General features: G+C 62.7%; 20 protein-coding genes. 7 read left to right on the plus strand and 13 right to left on the minus strand.

Going from position 1 to position 20895, the window contains the following annotated elements; all coding sequences use genetic code 11:
• Positions 1 to 12 precede the first annotated feature (12 nt).
• The 5 genes from DCL27_RS07155 to DCL27_RS07175 form a co-directional block, all read right to left on the minus strand.
• The gene (locus DCL27_RS07155) at positions 13 to 972 is read right to left on the minus strand and encodes a carbamate kinase (RefSeq protein WP_035597934.1); all 960 of its coding nucleotides are present in this window, start codon (positions 970 to 972) and stop codon (positions 13 to 15) included.
• Positions 969 to 2390 carry a YlbE family protein gene (locus DCL27_RS07160; protein ID WP_035597937.1) on the minus strand — a complete coding sequence of 474 codons (1422 nt, stop codon included), beginning with the start codon at positions 2388 to 2390 and terminating at the stop codon, positions 969 to 971. Before DCL27_RS07160 ends, DCL27_RS07155 begins: the two co-directional genes overlap by 4 nt.
• Positions 2387 to 3949: an acyl-CoA synthetase FdrA gene (gene fdrA / locus DCL27_RS07165; protein WP_035597940.1), complete on the minus strand. Its 1563-nt coding sequence runs from the start codon at positions 3947 to 3949 to the stop codon at positions 2387 to 2389. The genes DCL27_RS07160 and fdrA overlap by 4 nt, the downstream gene beginning before the upstream one ends.
• 100 nt (positions 3950 to 4049) lie before the next feature.
• On the minus strand, positions 4050 to 4907 hold the full coding sequence (locus DCL27_RS07170; RefSeq protein ID WP_035597942.1) for an oxamate carbamoyltransferase subunit AllH family protein: 858 nt from the start codon (positions 4905 to 4907) through the stop codon (positions 4050 to 4052).
• 5 nt (positions 4908 to 4912) lie between these two features.
• A complete protein-coding gene (locus DCL27_RS07175; protein ID WP_035597944.1) occupies positions 4913 to 5581 on the minus strand; it encodes a cysteine hydrolase family protein in 669 nt (222 codons plus the stop codon).
• A 369-nt stretch (positions 5582 to 5950) separates the two neighbouring features.
• Here DCL27_RS07175 and fumC point away from each other — a divergent pair, with 369 nt between their 5' ends.
• Positions 5951 to 7351 carry a class II fumarate hydratase gene (gene fumC, locus DCL27_RS07180; protein WP_109691539.1) on the plus strand — a complete coding sequence of 467 codons (1401 nt, stop codon included), beginning with the start codon at positions 5951 to 5953 and terminating at the stop codon, positions 7349 to 7351.
• A 71-nt stretch (positions 7352 to 7422) separates the two neighbouring features.
• Here fumC and nikE read toward each other — a convergent pair whose 3' ends face one another.
• The 5 genes from nikE to nikA are packed head-to-tail and all read right to left on the minus strand — an operon-like array spanning position 7423 to position 12338.
• Complete coding sequence (gene nikE / locus DCL27_RS07185; protein ID WP_005294024.1) at positions 7423 to 8235, minus strand: nickel import ATP-binding protein NikE; 813 nt, start codon at positions 8233 to 8235, stop codon at positions 7423 to 7425.
• Positions 8232 to 8996 carry a nickel import ATP-binding protein NikD gene (nikD, locus tag DCL27_RS07190; protein WP_005286837.1) on the minus strand — a complete coding sequence of 255 codons (765 nt, stop codon included), beginning with the start codon at positions 8994 to 8996 and terminating at the stop codon, positions 8232 to 8234. Before nikD ends, nikE begins: the two co-directional genes overlap by 4 nt.
• Positions 8996 to 9829, minus strand: coding sequence for a nickel ABC transporter permease subunit NikC (gene nikC, locus DCL27_RS07195; protein ID WP_005294026.1), 834 nt, complete (start codon positions 9827 to 9829; stop codon positions 8996 to 8998). The genes nikD and nikC overlap by 1 nt, the downstream gene beginning before the upstream one ends.
• Positions 9826 to 10770, minus strand: coding sequence for a nickel ABC transporter permease subunit NikB (nikB, locus tag DCL27_RS07200; protein ID WP_005294028.1), 945 nt, complete (start codon positions 10768 to 10770; stop codon positions 9826 to 9828). Before nikB ends, nikC begins: the two co-directional genes overlap by 4 nt.
• Entirely contained in the window at positions 10770 to 12338 is a 1569-nt protein-coding gene (nikA, locus tag DCL27_RS07205) for a nickel ABC transporter substrate-binding protein (protein ID WP_035601126.1), read from the minus strand. The genes nikB and nikA overlap by 1 nt, the downstream gene beginning before the upstream one ends.
• Positions 12339 to 12461: 123 nt before the next feature.
• On the opposite strand from nikA, the gene DCL27_RS07210 reads away from it, so the two are divergent.
• The 6 genes from DCL27_RS07210 to nanQ all read left to right on the plus strand — a co-directional run bounded on the left by DCL27_RS07210 (position 12462) and on the right by nanQ (position 17787).
• Positions 12462 to 12689, plus strand: coding sequence for a hypothetical protein (locus DCL27_RS07210; RefSeq protein WP_223931134.1), 228 nt, complete (start codon positions 12462 to 12464; stop codon positions 12687 to 12689).
• A gap of 206 nt (positions 12690 to 12895) precedes the next feature.
• A complete protein-coding gene (nanR, locus tag DCL27_RS07215) occupies positions 12896 to 13687 on the plus strand; it encodes a transcriptional regulator NanR (protein WP_005286822.1) in 792 nt (263 codons plus the stop codon).
• 135 nt (positions 13688 to 13822) lie between these two features.
• Positions 13823 to 14719: an N-acetylneuraminate lyase gene (gene nanA, locus DCL27_RS07220; protein WP_005294036.1), complete on the plus strand. Its 897-nt coding sequence runs from the start codon at positions 13823 to 13825 to the stop codon at positions 14717 to 14719.
• A gap of 119 nt (positions 14720 to 14838) precedes the next feature.
• The gene (locus DCL27_RS07225; RefSeq protein ID WP_005286811.1) at positions 14839 to 16329 is read left to right on the plus strand and encodes an MFS transporter; all 1491 of its coding nucleotides are present in this window, start codon (positions 14839 to 14841) and stop codon (positions 16327 to 16329) included.
• 118 nt (positions 16330 to 16447) lie between these two features.
• Positions 16448 to 17320 carry an N-acetylmannosamine kinase gene (nanK, locus tag DCL27_RS07230; protein ID WP_035599294.1) on the plus strand — a complete coding sequence of 291 codons (873 nt, stop codon included), beginning with the start codon at positions 16448 to 16450 and terminating at the stop codon, positions 17318 to 17320.
• The gene (nanQ, locus tag DCL27_RS07235; RefSeq protein WP_035599292.1) at positions 17320 to 17787 is read left to right on the plus strand and encodes an N-acetylneuraminate anomerase; all 468 of its coding nucleotides are present in this window, start codon (positions 17320 to 17322) and stop codon (positions 17785 to 17787) included. The genes nanK and nanQ overlap by 1 nt, the downstream gene beginning before the upstream one ends.
• A gap of 48 nt (positions 17788 to 17835) precedes the next feature.
• On the opposite strand, the gene DCL27_RS07240 is transcribed toward nanQ, so the two are convergent.
• The 3 genes from DCL27_RS07240 to DCL27_RS07250 form a co-directional block, all read right to left on the minus strand.
• Positions 17836 to 18414, minus strand: coding sequence for a TetR/AcrR family transcriptional regulator (locus DCL27_RS07240; protein WP_005294040.1), 579 nt, complete (start codon positions 18412 to 18414; stop codon positions 17836 to 17838).
• Positions 18415 to 18497: 83 nt separating this feature from the next.
• Positions 18498 to 19862, minus strand: a complete 1365-nt coding sequence (locus DCL27_RS07245; RefSeq protein ID WP_005286802.1) for a flavin monoamine oxidase family protein — start codon at positions 19860 to 19862, stop codon at positions 18498 to 18500.
• Between the two features lie 68 nt (positions 19863 to 19930).
• Complete coding sequence (locus tag DCL27_RS07250; RefSeq protein ID WP_035599289.1) at positions 19931 to 20836, minus strand: ABC transporter six-transmembrane domain-containing protein; 906 nt, start codon at positions 20834 to 20836, stop codon at positions 19931 to 19933.
• Between the last annotated feature and the right edge of the window lie 59 nt (positions 20837 to 20895).

A 20895-nucleotide genomic window follows, 5' to 3' on the forward strand; every position in this document is an offset into this window, starting at 1 on the left:
CTCCGATGAAATTTATGGGATGATCCAAGTGCCGTTCTGCTGCGCCAGCGCCGCTTTAATCGCCTGCGGCGTGGTGATCAGGCCACGGGCGTTGTTGCCGCGTTGCTGACTGGCGTCGATAAAGTTGAGGATCGCCTCGATCTTGGGCTGCATACTGCCGACGCCGAACTGGCCGGCCTGGAGCAATGTCCGCGCTTGGGCGCGATCGAGGCGATCCAGCCACTGTTGCTGCGGTGTGGCAAAGTTAATCGCGACGCGTTCGACGCCGGTGGGGATCAGCAGTAGGTCGGCGCCGAGCTGGCTGGCGAGCAGGGCGGAGGCGAGATCCTTGTCGACCACCGCCTCGACCCCACGTAGCTGCTGTTGTGCGTCGCGCACCACGGGGATACCGCCGCCGCCGCAGGCGATGACGATGTATCCCTGACGTACCAGTTGGGCGATGGTGTCATGTTCGATGATCGCCAACGGCGCCGGCGAGGGGACGGTACGTCGCCAACCGCGCCCGGCATCCTCCATCACGCTCCAGCCAAGTTGCTGTTGTCGCGTTCGCGCACACGCCTCGTCGAGAAAGCCACCGATGGGTTTGCTCGGCTGGTTAAAGGCCGCGTCGTGCTCATCAACCAGCGTCTGAGTTACCAGGGTGACGACGGGCTTGGCGATGCCGCGCCGCGCCAGCTCGTTGTGTAGCGCCTTTTGGAACATGTAGCCGATGGCGCCCTGGGTGTCGCCGACCGCATAATCCAGCGGGACAGGGGCGATCTCGTCGCTGGCCAACTCGGAACGGCGCAGGATGAAGCCAACCTGGGGGCCGTTGCCATGCGTTATCACCAGATCCCAGCCCGCGTCGACCATATCGGTGATGTGCCGTACGCTTTCCATTACGGCGGCATATTGATCGGGAATACTGTTGCGTCGCTCATCCTGGATCAGGGCGTTACCGCCGACGGCGACGACGGCTAATGGCTTACTCATTGTGCTTCTCCTTGGGCGACGCGTTGGGCCAGGGCACGGATCGCCGCGTTAAAGCAAGGCATCGGCGCGGTGGTGATCCCCGCCCCGATCTGGCCGATGCCCGCCTGCTTGTGGGCGATCCCGGTGTTGATGATGGGCAGGATGCCGCGATCGACCACCTTGCGGGCGTCGATGCCGGCGGCGGTGGGGGCGAAGTTGAGCGCCGGCAGGGTAAAGGCGGGGTTATTCCCCAGCGTGATGGCCTGCATACGTCGACTGTTGTTGGTGGCATCGGCCGGGGTGCCGCCGACAAACTTCACGATGGCCGGCGAGGAGGCCATGGCGAAACCGCCGACCCCCGCGGTCTCGGTGATGGCGCTGTCCCCCAGATCGGCGGCGGCGTCATCGACGCCATAGCCAGGGAAGAATAGCCCCTCGACGGCGTTGGCCGGGGCCTGGAACCACTGATCGCCGGTGCCAGATAGACGGATACCGAAGTTCACCCCGTTACGTGCCATCACCGTCACCAGTGAGCTGAAAGGCACCCCGGCGGCGGCGTCCATCATCGCCTTACAGGCCGCCATCGACAGGTTGAGGAAGAAGTGATCGTTGGCGGTGATAAAGGCGACGCTACTTTGCAACTGAGGCAAAGGCAGGTCGCAGGCCAGCAGGGCGGGCAGTAGGCGCTTGATCAATAGCCCGGTGGCGGCGGCGTTGCGGTTATGCACCTCGTCACCCATGTGCAGCGCCTGCGCCATCAACGGCTTAAGTTCCAGCTCACCCAGCTGGTGGATGGCGGCCTTGAGCGCCGGAGCCAACTGATCGCGCATCCAGCTTAGGCGGGTAAGCACCTCCTGGCTGTTGGCACCGAAGCGCAGCACCTTGCCTAACCCCTCGTTAAAGTTGCTGAAGGTGCGCTGGCCGTTGCTTTTATTTTCCACCACCCATAATGGCATCGACGGGCTGATGATCCCTGCCATCGGTCCGACGGCGTGGTAGTGATGGCAGGGTTCGAGGCTGATTTCGCCCGTCGTGATCTGGCGTTCGGCCGCCTGGTGGCTATCGGCCCAGCCTTCGAACAGGATGGCGCCGATGATCGCCCCCTTGACCGGACCACACATCGCCTGCCAGTCGATCGGCGGACCGGCATGCAGAATACGCTTCTGCTGCGCCAGCGCCGGGATCGCCTCGCGCGCGCTCATGACGTCGATCAATACCGGCTGTGCCTCGAGGTAACGCGCCATGGCGATCTGGTTGGCCTGCTCGACGAGCGGGTGCGCCAGCAGGGTGGCGAGATCGAGACCGGTTGCGATGTCGCCCTGAGCGGGCGGCTGCCAGTTGAGGGCGATCACCTCGCCGCCGACCTGCTGGATGGTGTTGGCAAAGCTTTGTAGCCCGGCATTGACGACCTTTAACGGCTGACTAAATAAGGTGTTCATGCGCTTACTTCCTTTTTCTTCTGAGCTTGAATGTGTGCGACGTAACTGGCCCATTGGGCGGCCTGAGCATTGCAATCGGCGACCAGGATGCCGGCCTGACGGAGCGCCTGGATCTGCTGGCTGCGGCACTGCGGATCGGCCTCGGTGCCGCAGACATGGGCGATCAGCAGCGGAGCGTGCTGCCGGTCGATCTGCGTCAGTTGCTCCAGCAGCGCCTGCGCCGGGGCGTCGGCGGCGCCGTAACCCAGCACCAGGTCGAAGAGCACCACGGCGCAGCTGGGATCGCGCAACTCCGCCAGCAGGCGTTGGTTGCGCAGCGTTGGATCGATCATCGGATGGGGCTTGCCGCGGGTGAAGTCATCGTCGCCCATGTCGATCAGGGTATGGTCATGACTGCGCCAGATGTCGCTCAGGGGGGCGTTGCCGGCGATCGGCGTGTTGGAGTGAGCGATCAGCCCCTGTTGTTGGCAGATGAGCTGCGCTTCGTAACAGAAGGTACCGCCAGCGAAGACGCCGCGAATGGCCTGACGTTCGGCGTTGAGCTCCTGGCTGGCCTGTTGCAGTGAGGCCATCTGTGCTGCGGATAACGTCGGCTGCGTTGGCGGCAGCGCCTGCTGGTTGAGTAGCGCGACGGCGATATCGGCGGCGCTGGCCAGGGTCGGCGCGGCGGTGACGTTCGGGCGCGTGATAGTCTCGGGTGCGGCGCCGAGGAAGTTGACCACCACCGGTTTCGCCGCGGATTGGGCCTGCGCCAGGATGCGTTCGGCGACGGCGCGAGCCGGCGGCTTCGAGATCAACACGATGACTTGCGTGTCGTCATCCTCCGCCAGCGCCTGCAGGCCGAACAGCATGGAGAGGCCGCCGATCGCCTCGCTGAGATCGTGCCCGCCGGTGCCTAATGCCTGCGAGATGCCCGTCCCGAGCTGATCGAGGCGGCAGGTGACCTCCTGTAGCCCGGTTCCGGAGGCGGCGACGAGGCCGATCGCTCCGCGGCGCACCACGTTGGCGAAGCCCAGCGGTGTGCCGTTGACGATGGCGGTGCCGCAGTCCGGCCCCATCACCATGCGTTGGCAGGCTTGGGCATGCAGCTTGATCGCCCGCTCTTGCTCCAGGCTGACGTTGTCGCTGAACATCATCACGTTCATGCCAAGGTTCAAGGCCTTCAGCGCCTCGGCGGCGGCGTAATCGCCGGGCACGGAGATCAGGGCTAAGTTGGCGTCCGGCATCACCTCCTGAGCCATGGCGAGGCTGACCAGTTCTGGCGTCTTGATGCCCTCGCCGCCGCTCTCTTCCGGCTTGCTGTTCAGGCGTTGTTCCGCCAGCAGCAGGGCGTCGGCACAGGCCTGCGTGTCGCCCTGCACGGCGATGATCAGATCGTTAGGCCCGGCTTGGATATCGTCGCCCAGCCCGGCATCGCGCAGTTGCCCCAGGTTGGTGGGCGTGCCCATCACCACCGAGGCCTGATGAATCCCAGGTAGCTTACTGATTTGTGAAGAGATCTGCATCAGGGAGACCGAGTCCTGATACAGATTGTTGAAGACGGTGTAATTCACATTCATTGCATTATATCCATTGTTTCTGTCGCCTAAATTCGCTGAATTTGGGCAAAGCGAAGCCGCGCAGCGAGCGAAACGGCTGCGGAGGACTCCCAGGTATCATTCACTGCACGGCGTTAAGCGTTCGCATGCCGTGCAGCAGGCCGGCCAGACAATCCACGCCGGAAGTGGCACCGAAGCGCATGACGCGCTCGGCAGCGGCGTGGAGGGCAGCCGGCGCTGTATTCGTGCTCAGCTGACTGAGCAGATGGTAAATCGGTTGTGAGAAGTGCCCCTGCAGGGCGCGGCTCAGGTAGTGTGCGCTGATGTCGGTGGTCAGGGTTAAATGTGCCTGAATGATGCCGCGTAATCGCTCACGATGGGCCGCCAAGGTCGGGGAGAGTGGCCACCAGGTGAGGGCGGCCAGGTAACCCAACAGGTAGTCATCACCATCCGGCGTCAGCCCTTTACCGTAGCCAATCAGACAGGGCACTTGCAGCTCAAGGCGCTCCGGCGTCTCCTGAGGAATAAGCGCGCCTGAGCGCGTCAGTGGCTGCCACGCGAGATCGCTGACACAGGTGTGTGCCAGGCCGTATTGCTGTAACTGCGCACACAGCCGCGGGTAGTGCGTGGCAAACGCCGCCGCCGTAAGCGGCCGGGTCGCGCTGCGCGCCGTGGGTCGCCAGACGGGCGCGTGGCGCAGATCGATCTCGAAACGTTCCGCCAATAAGCGGCCCGCCACCAGCCTGACGGGGGCGTGCCGGACGGCCATATGCCGCCACTCCCAGCCTACCGGCAGGGCGACCCGCAGCGCATCGGGTAAATCGGGGTAGCGCTGGCCGCACAGTAGCGTGAACAGCGCTCCTTGGGCATCGCGCAGATTGAGCGCGTGTGCGAAGCTGCTGTGTACCGACAACGACTGCGCGCTACGCTCGGCGGCAAGATAGCCACACGAGAGCGCGGGAAGCAGCGGCGGCCTCATATGACTTAGCCCTGTAACCCGGCGATGATGGAGTCGGCGTCGCTGACCCAGCCGAAGATCGCTCCCTGCGCCTTGATCATCTCCAGCGCGGATTTCTGGAACTCGGGGAAGTAGGAGCCGACGCAATCGGCCGGGATGATGCACTGATAACCGCGATCGTTGGCTTCGCGCACGGTGGTATTGACGCACACCTCGGTGGTCACCCCGCAGACGATCAGCGTCTTGATGCCATGGTTTTGTAGGATCAGCTGCAGATCGGTCTGGTAGAAGGCGCCTTTACCCGGCTTATCGACCACCGGCTCCCCGGCGATAGGGTAGAGCTCTGGGATGATGTCGTGGCCTGGTTCGCCTCGCACCAGGATGCGACCCATCGGGCCCGGCTCGCCGATGAAGGTCTTTCCGCCACGGGTGAGCTTGGCGGCGGGGCAGTCGCTCAGATCGGCGCGATGCCCTTCGCGGGTATGGATCACCAACAGCTGATGGGCGCGCGCGGCGGCGAGCACTTTTTGGCAGGGGGCAATGGCGCTACGCACCAGCGAGACATCATTACCGAGCGCCTCGCCAAAGCCGCCGGCCTCGACGAAGTCACGCTGCATGTCGATCATCACCAGCGCGGTGCTCTGGGGATCGAAGGGCAGGGCGAAGGGTTGAGCCTGGAATGTCTGTTGCGTCATGGTACTTCTCCTGTGCGTTGAATTAACCATCCGTTATCTCTGGAGGCGAGTATTCCCGACAATAGCGCGTTGCGACAGGAAAATAGTTTGCCGCACAGCGGCAAAATTTTTGCAGCGAGCGGGCGGTGGCACGCCAGGGTGTGAGGGCGCTCATGGCGAAGTTCGCAGCATCAATATAATCGATGATGAGTATTTTTTAATTCAAAAAATTAGTTGATGGAGTGTGATGACGCCCGCCTATTTTACCGTCATGTTCGAGGGGAAAGTGCGGGGCGCAAGAAGTGTCTGCGCCGTCTGGCGGAATGGGGCTAAGGTAAAAGCATCAGGTTAACGCCCTGTGGCGGATCACGATCAGAGGAGGAGTGGAGGATGACGAGGTATCGTACTGAAAGCGACTCGATGGGGGAGGTCGCCGTCGCGGCGGAGCAGTTGTGGGGCGCACAGACGCAACGCTCGCTGACGCATTTCCGTATCTCCGACGAGAAGATGCCGAGCGCCTTGATCCACGCCTTGGTGCGGATCAAACGGGCGGCGGCCCAGGTCAATCGGGAGCTTGGCCTGTTGAGTGCCGAGAAGGCGGCGGCGATAAGCCAGGCGGCCGATGAGGTGTTGGCGGGTCAGCACCCGGAGGCGTTTCCCTTGGTGGTGTGGCAGACCGGATCGGGGACACAGAGCAACATGAACGTCAACGAGGTGTTGGCGAATCGCGCGAGTGAGTTGTTGGGCGGCGAACGGGGGATGGCGCGCCGGGTGCATCCCAATGACGATGTGAATAAGAGCCAGAGCTCTAACGACGTCTTCCCCAGCGCGATGCATGTCGCCGCCAGTGTGGCACTACGCGAGCAGTTGCTCCCCGCGCTACAGCAGCTGGCGACGACGCTGCATGCCAAGGCGCACGCCTTCGCCGCTATCGTGAAGATCGGTCGTACGCATCTCCAGGACGCGACGCCGCTGACGCTCGGCCAGGAGATCTCCGGCTGGGTCGCCATGTTGGATCACGCTCGCCAACACATCGAGGCAAGCTTGCCGCATCTAGCCGAATTGGCCTTGGGCGGTACGGCAGTGGGAACCGGCCTCAATAGCCCGCCCGAGTATGCGCCGCGCGTCACGGCGTTGTTGGCGGAGATGTGCGGACAGCCCTTCGTCAGCGCGCCCAACAAGTTCGAGGCGCTGGCGAGTTGCGATGCCCTGGTGCAGGCGCATGGTGCCCTGAAGGGGTTAGCGGCCTCGTTGATGAAGATCGCCAACGATGTCCGTTGGCTGGCGTCTGGCCCGCGTTGCGGCATCGGCGAGATCCAGATCCCGGAAAACGAGCCGGGTAGCTCGATCATGCCGGGCAAGGTGAATCCGACACAGTGTGAGGCGTTGACCATGATCTGCTGCCAAGTGATGGGGAACGATGTGGCGATCACCATGGGGGGCGCCTCGGGTAACTTCGAGTTAAATGTCTACCGCCCGATGGTGATCTATAACTTCTTGCAGTCGGCACGCCTGCTGGCGGATGGCATGGCCAGCTTCGAGCACTATTGCGCGCGCGGCATCGAGGCGAATCGCGAGCGCATTGCACACTGGCTGGAGGCCTCGTTAATGCTGGTCACCGCCTTGAGCCCGCACATCGGTTATGACAAGGCCGCGGCGATCGCCGAGAAGGCACACCGCGAGGGATTGACCCTGAAGGCCGCCGCATTGGCGCTGAATTTTCTGACGGAGGAGGAGTTTACGCGTTGGGTGCGCCCCGAGCGCATGGTCGGTCAGCCGGCGGCGCGTTAGGGGACGTCGCGCCGGGCGGGAGGGGGCGTGGGGGATGCCCCCTCTTGCCGCCTGAACGGCGCCAGGCAGGGTTAGCGGGGCGTCGCGTCTTCCGCCGGTGCATGGCGGCGCGGGGGAAAGGCGGGCAGTACCGCCTGCTGGAGTGCCCGTCCGGCGGCGGAGGTGAGCGTCAGGCGTTCAGCGACGGTTTGCGTCTCGACGATCTGCCCTTGGTCCATCACGACCACTCGGTGGCAGAAGCGTTCAACCAGGCGCAGATCATGGGTGATGAACAGATAGCTGGTGTCCCGCTGCTGCTGGATCCGTTTGAGTAGCGCGATGATCTCGGCCTGTAACACCAGGTCGAGGCTAGAGACGGCTTCGTCGAGGATCAGCAATTTGGGGTTGACCACCAACGCCCGCGCCAGGCAGACGCGCTGGAGCTGGCCGCCGCTCAACTGGGGAGGGCGTTGGTCGAGCACCCTCTCGTCCAACTCCACCGCCTGCAGTATCTCGCTGGCTCGCACCCGTTGCTCCGCCGAGGAGAGCGACAGCAGATGGCGCATCGGCTCGCGCAGGATCGCCCGTACCGTCTGGCGTGGATCGACCGCGCTGATCGCATCTTGGAACACCAGTTGGATGTCGCGGCGGAACGCCTTTTTCGCCCGCCGATCGAGCTGTGGCAGGGGGGTATCATGCCAGCATACGCGCCCTTGCGTGGGCGACTCCAACCCGACTAACAGGCGCGCCAGCGTGCTCTTGCCGCAGCCGCTGCGCCCCAGCAGGGCGACACTCTCGCCGCGATGCAGTTGCAACGAGATCGCCTGGAGAACCGGTTGTGTCTGGCGTCCCAATGCCGCGAGGCGATAGTGGTGGGAGAGGGTCTGCGTACTGAGTAGGCTCATCCGGCGATCTCCAGGCCATACAGGGCCAAATGTGCGGCGACTAACGCCCGCGTCACGTCGTGGTGGGGCGCGTGGAACACCTGCTCGACTGTGCCTTGCTCCACCACCCGTCCATCGGCCATCACCGCCACATCATCCGCCAGGCGGGCGACGACCCCCATGTCATGGGTGACCAGCAGCATGCCGGGTGCGCGTTGGCGCATGATCGTCGCCAGCAGATCCAGGACGCGCGCCTGCGCCACCACATCGAGATCGGTGGTCGGCTCGTCGGCGATGAGAAACGGCGCGTCGCTCAGCAGCGCCATGGCGATCATCATCCGTTGCAACATGCCGCCGCTCATCTCGAAGGGATAGCTCTGTAATACCCGCTGGGGATCATCCAAGCCGACCGCCATCAGGGCGCGTGTCAGCGTGTCGTCGTCTGCCGGTTTCGCCAACGCCAGGCAGGTTTCTCGGGCATGGCTGGCCATGGTGTGCAGGGGATTAAAGGCGCTGCGCGGATTCTGCATGATGGTGGCGACATGGCGGCCACGCAGCGCGGCGGGGGCGATGGGCACGCCATCCAGCCGGATCTGACCGGCCAGTTGGCGCACCCCGGCGGGTAGGACGCCCAGCGTGGCGGCGCAGGTCAGGGACTTGCCGCTGCCGCTGCTGCCGACCAACGCCAGTACTCGGCCGCGTCGTAGGGTCAGCGAGACCTCGTGCACCAGCGGGCGCGCCGCCTGGAGGGAGATCTGGTGTAAATCGAGTCGTTGCGGCATCAGTGTGCGTGCTCCGTTACCAGATGGGGATCGAGATGGTCACGCAGTGCGTCGCCCACCAGATTAAAGGCCATCACGCTGAGGAACAGCGCCAGGCCGGGCCAAAACATTTGTAGCGGCTGGGTCCAGATGTACTGGCGGGCGTCGTTGATCATCACCCCCCATTCGGCGGTTGGCGCCGCCACGCCGAGGCCGAGGAAGGACATGCCGGCGACGTGTAGCATCATGTGGCCGATGTCCAGCGTCGCCAAGACCAGTAGCGAGGGGATCACCGCCCCCGACAGGTGGTCGACGAAGATCCGCAGATGGCTGGCGCCGGAGAGGCGGGCGGCGAGGATGTACTCGCGCTGGCGTAGGGAGATGACCAGGCTACGCACCATGCGTGCATACCAGGCCCAATGCGACAGGGCGATGGCGATGATCACGTTGGTCAGGCCGGTGCCCAGCACCCCGACCATGAAGAAGGAGAGGATTGAGGTCGGAAAGGTCATGAACATGTCGGCGAGGCGCATGCTCGCCTGATCGATGCGCCCGCCGAGTAACCCGGCGCTGCCGCCGATGATCAGACCCAGCGCCAGTACCAACAGCAGGCAAGCCAGTACCGAGCCTAGCGAGACGCGTGTCGCGGCCAGCAGGCGTGAGAGGATGTCACGCCCCAGATGGTCGGTACCGAGCCAGTGTTGGCCATCCGGCGCACGCAGGCGCGCGGCGAGATCGATGGCGTAGGGATCGTGTGGCAGCCAGTAGTGGCTGCTGAGGGCGATCAGTGTCAACAGGGCGATGAGCAGCAGGGCCAGACGCACCGAGCCGCGGGCAGAGCGGTAAAAATTCATGCCGGTGCCCCCTCGTGACGGCGAATACGTGGATCGAGCGCGGCGTTCAGTAGGTCGACCGCCAGGTTACAGAGCACAAAGACCACCACCATGATCAGGGTGAAGCACTGGATCACCGGATAGTCGCGATTGAAGATGGCCGACACGGCATAGCGGCCGACGCCGGGCCAGGCAAAGATGTTTTCGATGATCATCGTGCCGCCGATCAGCTCGCCGATGTGCATCCCGACGGCGGTGACGATGGGCAGCGCGGCGTTGCGCAGGATGTGACGCCGCTCGGTCTGGCGGCGATCCAGCCCGCGCAGCCGCGCCCACGTGACGTGGCGCTGGCCGGCGACCTCCAGCATGCTGGCGCGCAGTAGGCGGGCATTGATCGCCAGCGACATGAAGGCGATCGAGGCGGCGGGCAGGATCAGATGACGCCAGCTGCCGTAGCCCATCGCCGGCAGCCATTGCAGGTAGACCGCGAAGAGCATCACCAGCAGGAAGGCCAACCAGAAGTTCGGCATCGAGACACCGAGGAAGGCGATCAGCCGGACGATGAAGTCTGGCAGGCGATCGCGATGGCGCGCCGCCCAGATCCCCAGCGGAATCGAGATGAGTAGGATCAGCAGCAGGGCCGCCCCCGCCAATAACAGCGTCGCGGGCAGGAAGCCCAGCACGTCATCCAACACCGGGCGCTGGGTGGCGTAGGAGAGGCCGAAGTCTAGCTGTAGCGCCCGCCATAGCCAGTGGGCGTACTGCATCCATAACGGCTGATCCAGCCCGAGCATGGCGCGGGTGGAGGCGACCATCTCGGGAGTCGGCGGGAGATTGGAGAGGCGCAGGTAGTCGAGCGCCGGATCGCCGGTCCCCAGGCGCAGCATCAGGAAGATGAGTAGCGAGGCGGCGAAGATCATCGGGATTAACAGCAGCAGTCGCCGCACAACGTAACGCCACATCAGGGGGCCTCCGGGGTGATCTGTTCGAAGGGGATCTCCGAGGCGATGGGCGCATACGGGATGGGGCCGAGCTCCGGCTTCGCGACCACCATCGTCGAGACGTAGCTGATGGGCAGATAGACCGCCTGGCGATGTAGTCGAGTCAGGATGTCTCGATACAGCTCCCGGCGCTGTTGCTCGTCGCTGGTGGTGAGGACGTCGCCGATTAGCCGATCGATCTGCGCCTTATCGGGCAGGCCGCGTTGTGCCTGGAAGTCGGCGTGCGACGGGACGCGCATCGAGCTCATGAAGGCGTGCGGGTCGTAGGGAGCGCCCCAGGTCCGGTTGAAAATCATGCCGAAGCGGCCGTCACGCTGGCGGGCGAAGATGCTGCTCTCCTCCTCCGCAACGAGCGTGATGTCAACGCCGATCTGGCGCATATCCCCTTGAATGATCTCGGCCATCGACTTACTCAGGGCGTCGGTGCCGACGAAGGCCAGCTCGATGCGTAGCGGCTTACCCTGTTTTTCACGGATCGTTTTGCCTGCGGGTAGCAGCCAGCCCGCCTGTTCTAACCGCGCGCGAGCCAGCTGGGGATCATACTGCCGTGGCGCGAGCCCAATGTCGGCATAGGGAACGCTGGGGGCGAACAGGGTATCGGCCACCTGTTGGGTGCCGTACAGGGCGTGTGCGATCAGCGCAGGCTTATTGACCGCGTGATTCAGCGCCTCACGCACCGCCAGCTCGTCGGTTGGCGCCTGGGCGGAGTTGAGCGCCAGCACGACCGTCTCGACGGGGGCGGAGAGCTGCGTGCGGTAGCCGGGGGTCTGGCTAAAACGGGCGAAGGTGTCGAGGGGCAGCAGCCCCTCATTGCCATACAACAGATCGATCTCGCCGGTCTCGAAGGCCACGGCGCGCGTGGTGGCATCGGGGATCACCTTAACGGTGATCTGACGCAAGGCCGGTTTGTGGCCCCAGTAGCGTTCGTTACGCACCAACACATCATATTGATTGAGCCTGCTACTTTTTAGCATCCAGGGGCCAGTGCCGATCGGTTGCTGGATACCGAGATGGCTACCCTGCGCCTTGAACTGTGACGGGGCGATGAAACGGAAGGGGCGCGGTAGCGCCAGCTCCTGCAGGAAGGGGTAGTAGGCGCTTTTGAGGGTGATCTGCAACGTCTGCGGGGCGGTCGCCCGGACGTCGACGATCTGATTGGCCAATTCCAGCCAGGCGTGGCGCTGGCGGTTCGCCAGTACCGCGTGGAAGTTGGCGGCGGCGGCCTCGGCATCGAACGGCTCGCCGTTGGAGAAGGTTACCCCTTGGCGCAGGACAAAGGTCCAGACCTTACCATCGGCGGAGTGGTGCCAACGCTCGGCCAGCCAGGGGATCACTGAACCATCTGCCTGGTACTTGACCAGCGGTTCATACACCATGCTCTGGGCGAACATCTGATTAGGGGCATACAGGTGTGGATTCAGCGGTCCGACATTGGTCGGCCAGGCGGTGGTGATTTGCTCCACGGCGGCGTGAGCGAATAGGGTGGCGCAGCTGAGCAGCGCGCAGAGGGTGCGACGGAGTCGGGACAAAGCGGTGGCCTCAAGTTAGGGAAGCGTAATGAGTATGATGATTTTATAAATTCTGCATACGATTAATGTGTGATGGATCAATGAAATGACAATATGTAAAAATATGTTGCTGACGTGACTGACGTGACTGACGTGACTGACGTGACTGACGTGACTGACGTGACTGACGTGACTGACGTGACTGACGTGACTGACGTGACTGACGTGACTGACGTGACTGACGTGACTGACGTGACTGACGTGACTGACGTGACTGACGTGACTGACGTGACTGACGTGACTGACGTGACTGACGTGACTGACGTGACTGACGTGACTGCTGTGACTGGCGTGACTGACGTGCTGCTGTGACGGGCGTGAGGGGGGCGGGTGGGCGAGCTTCGTCTCGTCCGTGGGGCAGTCGATGTGGCGGCGGCGATGCCGGGAGCAGCGGGCCGGGAATCGTCCTTCGTCCGCTGGCCGTGTCGTGGCCGACCGGGTTGGCGTGGCGAGGTTTCCCCCTATTTTCGATCCTGTGTTAGGATAACTGAGTTTACCGTGACTGACTGCTGACTTGAATGGACGCTATGAACGACTTCGACCCCACCACGCTCTCCTCGCCTGCGGCCATCGGCCATAACCTGCGTCGTCGTCCGTTGGTGCGTAAGAAGCTATCGGAGATGGTCGAGGAGGAGTTGGAGCAGATGATCCGCCGTCGCGAGTTTGGCGAGGGGGAGCAGTTACCTTCCGAGCGTGAACTGATGGCGTTCTTCAACGTGGGCCGCCCGTCGGTGCGTGAGGCCTTGGCCGCCTTGAAGCGTAAGGGATTGGTGCAGATCAACAACGGCGAGCGCGCCCGCGTCTCGCGCCCCTCCGCCGATACCATCATCGGTGAGCTCTCTGGCATGGCCAAGGATTTTCTCTCTCATCCGGGGGGCATCGCCCACTTCGAACAACTGCGCCTGTTTTTCGAGTCTAGCCTGGTGCGTTATGCAGCCGAGCATGCGACGGATGCGCAGGTCGCCTTGCTTGAGCAGGCCTTGACCATCAACAGCCAGTCGCTGGATGACAACGCCCTATTTATTCGCTCCGACGTCGATTTCCACCGGGTACTGGCCGGGATCCCCGGTAATCCGATCTTCATGGCGATCCATGTCGCCCTGCTCGATTGGCTGCTGGCGGCGCGTCCTGCGGTCGCCGATGCCGATCTGCATGAGCATAATAATGCAAGCTATCAACAACATATCGAAATCTTCAACGCCATCCGCCGTCATGACCCCGACCAGGCCGATCGCGCGTTACAGACGCATCTCAACAGTGTCTTCGCCAGTTGGCAAACCCTGAGCGCCCAGTCGTCAACCGACGAATAGTGACGATCCTAACGATCATTTAGTGAACTCGATCGCACAATGAAGCTGCGACTATGGGCTGTCGATTATTTAATCTGGTATAACAGGTATACAGGCATGTAGTTAGACAATATTACATCATCGACAGAGGTCATCATGGCAAGAGAATTAAGAGGCGTAATGCCGGCATTGTTAACACCGTTCGACCATCAACAGCGGCTGGACACCGAGAGTCTGCGCCGTCTGGTGCGGTTTAACATCGCCCAGGGTATCGATGGGCTGTATGTCGGTGGCTCTACCGGGGAAGCCTTCATGCAGAGCCGGGAAGAGCGTGAGCAGGTGCTGGAGATCGTCGCTGATGAGGCACAAGGGAAGGTGACCCTGATCGCTCACGTCGGCGCGATCAGTACGGCGGAGAGCCAGCAGTTGGCCCAGGCGGCGCGGCGTTACGGTTTTGACGCCGTCTCGGCGGTCACCCCGTTCTACTACCCCTTTAGCTTCGCCGAGCACTGCGACCACTATCGCGCCATCATCGACTCAGCCGACGGCTTGCCGATGGTGGTGTACAACATTCCGGCGTTGAGCGGCGTGAAACTGACGCTCGATCAGATCAATACCCTGGTCACCCTGCCGGGTGTCGGGGCGTTGAAGCAAACCTCCGGCGATCTGTATCAGATGGAGCAGATCCGCCGCGCCCATCCCGATCTGGTGCTCTACAACGGCTATGATGAGATCTTCGCCAGTGGCCTGCTGGCCGGGGCCGACGGTGGCATCGGTAGCACCTATAACATCATGGGATGGCGTTATCAGGCGATCGCCCAGGCGCTGCGAGCGGGTGACGTGCAGACGGCGCGCTCGCTACAGAGTGAGTGTAACCAGGTGATCGATCTGTTGATCAAGGCCGGGGTATTCCGTGGCCTGAAGATGGTGCTGCACTATATGGATGTCCTCTCCGTACCGCTGTGCCGCAAGCCGTTTACGCCTGTCGAGGCCTGCTATTTGCCGGCATTGAAGGCGTTGGCCGAACAACTGATGGCCGAGCGGGCGCGTTAATGGCCTAACCTCCATGCGGGAGGCGTGACGTCGTTCCGGCCACACAACTTAGGAACCTAGGCCGGCTGTCCGCGCCTCCTTGCGCATAACAATGAAAAACAGAGCGTCGGGAGAGTGATATGAGTACTACAACCCAGAACATCCCGTGGTATCGCCATCTCAATCGGGCGCAGTGGAGAGCCTTTTCCGCCGCCTGGTTGGGGTACCTGCTTGATGGTTTTGACTTTGTTTTAATCGCCCTGGTGTTGACCGATGTCCAGGCTGAATTTGGACTGACGACGGTACAGGCGGCCAGCCTGATCTCCGCCGCCTTTATTTCCCGCTGGTTCGGTGGGCTGATGTTGGGTGCCATGGGCGACCGCTATGGCCGTCGTCTGGCGATGGTATCCAGTATTATCCTCTTCTCCGTCGGTACCTTGGCCTGCGGCCTGGCGCCGGGCTACACTACCATGTTTATCGCCCGCCTGGTGATCGGCATGGGGATGGCGGGGGAGTATGGCTCCAGCGCCACCTATGTCATCGAGAGCTGGCCCAAGCAGTTGCGTAACAAGGCCAGCGGCTTCCTGATCTCCGGTTTCTCCGTCGGTGCGGTGGTGGCAGCCCAAGTCTATAGCCTGGTGGTGCCTACCTGGGGCTGGCGTGCTCTGTTCTTCATCGGTATCCTGCCGATCATCTTCGCCCTCTGGTTGCGTAAAAATATTCCGGAGGCACATGACTGGAAAGAGAAGCATGCCGGTAAGGCGCCGGTTCGTACCATGGTGGATATCCTCTATCGTGGCGAACATCGGCTGATTAACATGCTGATGACGGCGGTCGCCGCCATCGCCCTGTGGTTCTGCTTCGCGGGTGACTTACAGAATGCAGCCATCGTGGCGATCCTGGGGCTGTTGTGCGCCGCTATCTTCATCAGTTTTATGGTGCAGAGCAGTGGCAAACGTTGGCCTACCGGCGTGATGCTGATGGTGGTGGTACTGTTCGCCTTCCTCTACTCCTGGCCGATCCAGGCGCTGTTGCCCACCTATCTGAAAACCGAGCTGGACTATACCCCGGCCATCGTGGCACAGGTTCTGTTCTTCAGTGGCTTCGGCGCGGCGGTTGGCTGCTGTGTCGGCGGTTTTCTCGGTGACTGGCTGGGTAGCCGTAAGGCGTATGCCTACAGCCTGCTGGCCTCACAATTACTGATTATCCCGGTCTTCTCCATCGGTGGGACCCATGTCTGGGTCCTGGGTATCCTGTTGTTCTTCCAACAGATGTTGGGTCAAGGTATCTCGGGGATCCTGCCGAAGCTGATCGGCGGCTATTTCGATACCGATCAACGGGCGGCCGGTCTGGGCTTTACCTACAACGTTGGGGCGCTCGGGGGGGCATTGGCGCCGATCCTCGGGGCGTTGATCGCCCAACGTCTGGATCTCGGTACCGCCTTGTGTTCTCTCTCTTTCAGCCTGACCTTCGTGGTGATCTTGCTGATTGGCCTCGACATGCCCTCACGGGTACAGCGTTGGCTGCATCCTGAGGCGCTGCGCACGCACGATGCGATCGACGGCAAACCCTTCAGCGGTGCGGTTCCCTTCGGTGGCTACAAGGGTAACGTAGCGAAGAGTAAAGGATAAGTGGCGTCATCGGCCCGGCAGTATGCCGGGCCGCTTGTTAGGGGCGGGTAGGGGCATTGCGTATGTCATTTCTTAAACAGGGTTGTGGACATCACACCGCGCTAAGCGGGGTAACACGATGAGTACGTTAGCGATCGATATCGGCGGGACGAAGCTGGCCTGCGCCTTGGTGGGGACGGATCGAGAGATCCGTGAGCGACGAGAGCTGCCGACACCGGCCAGCCAGACGCCGGATGCGCTACGCGCCGCGCTCCAGACGCTGGTGGCGCCGTTGCAGCACCAGGCGTCACGCGTCGCCATCGCCTCCACCGGCATCATTCATCAGGGGACGCTGCTGGCGATCAATCCCAGCAACCTGGGCGGCTTGCTACGCTTTCCCTTGGTCGAGACCCTGCGCGAGCTGACCGGGTTGCCGACCTTGGCGCTGAACGATGCCCAGGCCGCGGCCTGGGCGGAGTATCAGCCCTTGGCGGCACAGGTGCGCGACATGCTGTTTATTACCGTCTCCACCGGTGTCGGCGGCGGTATGGTGCGTGATGGGCGTCTGGTGCAGGGGCAGGGCGGACTGGCGGGCCACATCGGCCATACCCTGGCCGATCCTCAGGGGCCGCGTTGTGGCTGTGGCCGGGTGGGCTGTGTCGAGGCGATCGCCTCGGGACGCGGGATCGCGGCGGCGGCACGCGGGGCGTTGGCCGGCTGTGACGCCAAGGCGATCTTCGCCCAGGCGGCGGCGGGGGATGCACAGGCATGCCAATTGCGTCAGCGCTCGGCGCGCTGTCTGGCGCGCTTGATCGCCGACATCAAGGCGGTGACGGATTGTCAGTGCGTGGTGATCGGCGGCAGTGTCGGGTTGGCTGCGGGCTATTTGCAGCAGGTGACTCAGTTTTTAGCGGAAGAACCGGCGCCTTATCAGGTGGCGTTACGTGCGGCGTATTATCGCCACGATGCAGGATTATTGGGCGCGGCATGGCTGGCGCAAGGAGAGAAATGATGATGTTGGGCGATGTGCAGGGGCTGAATGAGGCCGGACTGCATCCACAGTTACACGCGGCGTTGTGCCGTGCCTTGGCGGCGACGCCAGCGGATAAAGAGCCGGGGCGCTATGCGTTGGATGGCGATGATATCTTTATGAATGTCATGCAGTTGACCACGCAATCCCCGCAGGAGAAGGCGGCGGAGTTGCATGCGGACTATATCGACATTCAACTGCTGTTGCGCGGGGAGGAGCGTATCCTCTACGGATGTGTCGGTACGGCGCGCGATTGCGAGGCGTGGCATGAGGAGGAGGATTATCAGCTATGTCAGCAGATCGCCCATGAACAGTGCGTCACGCTACATCCGTGGATGTTTGCCATCTTTATGCCGGGCGAACCGCATAAGCCGGGCTGTCGGGTGGGGGAGGCGCAGGCCATCGCCAAGGTGGTGATCAAGGTTCGTGCCAGCCTGTTGGCCGCCTAAGCCGGGCCGCCGTGAGGCGGCCGGTTGTCGCGACCGAACGTGCCGCGCTTAGTGGATCAGGCGCTGCACGACGTCCATGATCTCCTGCTGCGCTAGGGCGACGCGCTCGGGGGTCGGATCCAGGATCAGCTCATCGGCATAGCCATTGATCAGGGCGATGATTTGACGCGCGCTACGCGAGGTGTCGGCAATGTTAAACTCGCCCGACTGCACGCCGCGCAGTAGGATGTTCTCCAAGGCGCGATGCCAGGCGATGATGATCTGGCTGTAGCTGGCGGCAAATTGTGGGTCGCACAGCGAGGCGTTCCAGGCATCCAGATAGATACGCCAGGAGGCGTCTTGGCGGGCGGGCAGGTTATCGCGAATAAATACGCTGAGTGCCTCGCTGGGCGTCAGCGGCGCCAGACAACGCTCCAGCTCGGCGATCTCATGGTGAAAGAAATGCTCCACCGCACAGATGGATAGGGCTTTCCAGTCCTTGAAATAGTGGTAGACATGACTGCGTGCCAGCCCCGCTTTTTCGGCGACGTCGCGCGTCGATACCGCCGCCATCCCCTTCTCCTTAAACAGGGCCAAGACCGTCTCGATAATCATGTTTTTGCGTTGTTCGGTGGATGGACGCGCCATGGTAACCTCGTTCGTCATACCGCTATGGAATGCCATGCGCTGCACGGCGTTGGCGCGTATTATTACATGTCCGGCCGCGAAAACTAATGGTTTGCTATCTCTTGCGCCGCCTGTAAGCCGGAGAGCAAGGCGCCGTGGGCGGTGCCATAGTAACGGCGCGAGACGGCTTCGCCGGCGAAATAGAGCCGATCCGCCACCGACTTACCTAAGGCGCGCCGATCGCGCGGGGTCGAGCCGGTGCGGTAGTAGGAGTAGGAACCCGCGCTGTAGGGGTCGTGGGACCAGCGAGTGATTTGGTAGCGTAGCGGCTGCGGGATCGTCGGGCCGAAGAGGCGTTGCAAGACGCCCATGGCGTCCGCGACGATCTGTTGATCGCTCAGCGTCTCCATGGCGACGCCTTGGCGCGCCGCGTTAAAACCGAGCAACACGGGCCAGTGGGCGGCGCGGGCGAAGCTGACCCACTCGCTCCAGACGCCGGGTTGCGGGGAGATATACTCTAACCAGTCGATATCATCGGGCCAGAAGATGTGGGGAAACTGTAAGTAGCATTTATTCAGCGTGCCCATGCCGAGGCGCTGAATGGCACTCAATTTGTCGGCCGGGAGCGCGGGGGCGAACGTCACGTGACCACGCTGTAGCACCCCGAGCGGCAGCGTGATCACGACGCGATCGGCCTGGAATACCTTACCCTGCAGGGTGTGCACACTGACGCCCGTCGTCGAGTAGGCTATTTGGCTGACCACTTGGCCGAGGGCGAGGGTGAGTCCTTGGGCGAGATGATCGGTGATCTGGCTAAATCCTTGCGGGAAGAGGGCGTCCTCGCCGCCGAAGGCCCAGTCGTCATCGAAGTAATAGGTCGACATCTCGCCGAGCGCGCCCGAGAGCTCCTGCTCCAGGTTCGAATTGAGCAGATACCAGATGTTGAGGCGCTCGCTGGGGCTGGCATCCTGGACGATGTCCGCAACGGTGGCCAGGATGCTCTTATCCTGGGGCGCCGACTGCCCCTCTTGGAGCGTCTCGAATAATACCGACTTGAGGCGCTCTAAGACGCGCTCCTCCTTGGCACTCAGCGGGCGGCCATCTTGAGCGAAGACCAGTGCCTCCTCGTAGTGTGTCGGCAGCAGGCGAGCACCGATCTGCTCGGCAATGCCGGTCAGGGGGTTCTTCTCGGTGCCGTGGATCCAGGTGGCGCCCAGATCTAACGGCATCTCCGGCCAGGCGTGGCTGGTCCAGATACGTCCGCCTATCCGTTGGCGGGCCTCTACCACCTGGACGGCGAACCCCTGCGCTTGCAGCGTTCGGGCGCAGGCCAAGCCGGCTAATCCCGCGCCGATCACTAGCACCTTGGTGCGCGTGGGGCGCCGTTCGGCGGCGTGTGTCGGTAAGGCATCGAGCCATAGCGTCGCCAGAGCGGCACTCATCATGCGTAACATCTCTCTACGGTTCATCTCATTCACTCCGGTCGACGGCGTGTCGGTGTGAGAGACACCAAAGGGGCACGCGCGCTTAAGTATAGTTATTCCGCGGCGACGCGTTGCGCGATATCACGCAAGCGTGCCAGCTGATCGGTGAGGGTTGGGCTTTCATCCAGGCTGTTGACGAAATTCCACAGGTAGGTCATGACGGCATAAACATGGCCCGCCGCGATTTGGGATTGGCGGCTCAGTAAGGCGATCGCGAGGAGAAAGAGCAGGGCCGCGCCGATGCCGACGATGAGGTAGGCCAGCGACTCGCGATCCGAGATAGCCACCCGCAGCCGCGCCAGGATCTGGTAGTGGCGCGTGAGTCCGTGGGGGGAGGGGCCGCCGATGAGCCCGGCTTCGCGCTCCAAGCGATCGTGTAGGCGCCGATGCAGGCGTTGATTGCCTTGTGCGTAGGCGGGTAGCAGCAAGAATCCGAGCATCATCACCCCTAGGCTGGCCAGTCCGAGCCAGAATTCGAGCGCCAACAGTATCGTCACCGCACCGATGAGCGCGATCAGGCTGGTCATCAGCAAGGGGAGATGGCGTTCGAAGAAGTCGATGAATTCGCGCGCGAGGGTGACCCGGGCGATGATAGTGGAGGGCGTCTCCCGTCGCTGGCGTTGGGCGAGGATGACCGATACGGCCAGTGTGCTAGAGAGCCGGGTGAAGGTACGGGTATCCACGGATCGGCGCAGTGCGCCGATCAGCCAGAAGAGCAGAATGATCAGTGCGTAACTGGACGCCTTGAGCCCCTCGCCCTGGATGATGGCATCGATGGCAAAACCGGCGAAGAGTGGATAGGTCACCAACAGCAGATTTTCTAGGGTGATCAGGGCGAACGTGACGAGCAGGGCGAGCGGGTTACGGCGGGCGATGCTCAGCAACGTGTGGCGTGCGCTGGGCGAGGCGTGGGGGAGCACACCGCGCGCGGCATGAGGAGCGTGAGTCGGCGGCGTCATGGGATTTCCTCGCAGTTGCCTCTAGGCTGAGCGGGTGAAAATTACTTGAGCGATCGCTC

The organism is Edwardsiella tarda ATCC 15947 = NBRC 105688 (assembly GCF_003113495.2).
Taxonomy (GTDB): domain Bacteria; phylum Pseudomonadota; class Gammaproteobacteria; order Enterobacterales; family Enterobacteriaceae; genus Edwardsiella; species Edwardsiella tarda.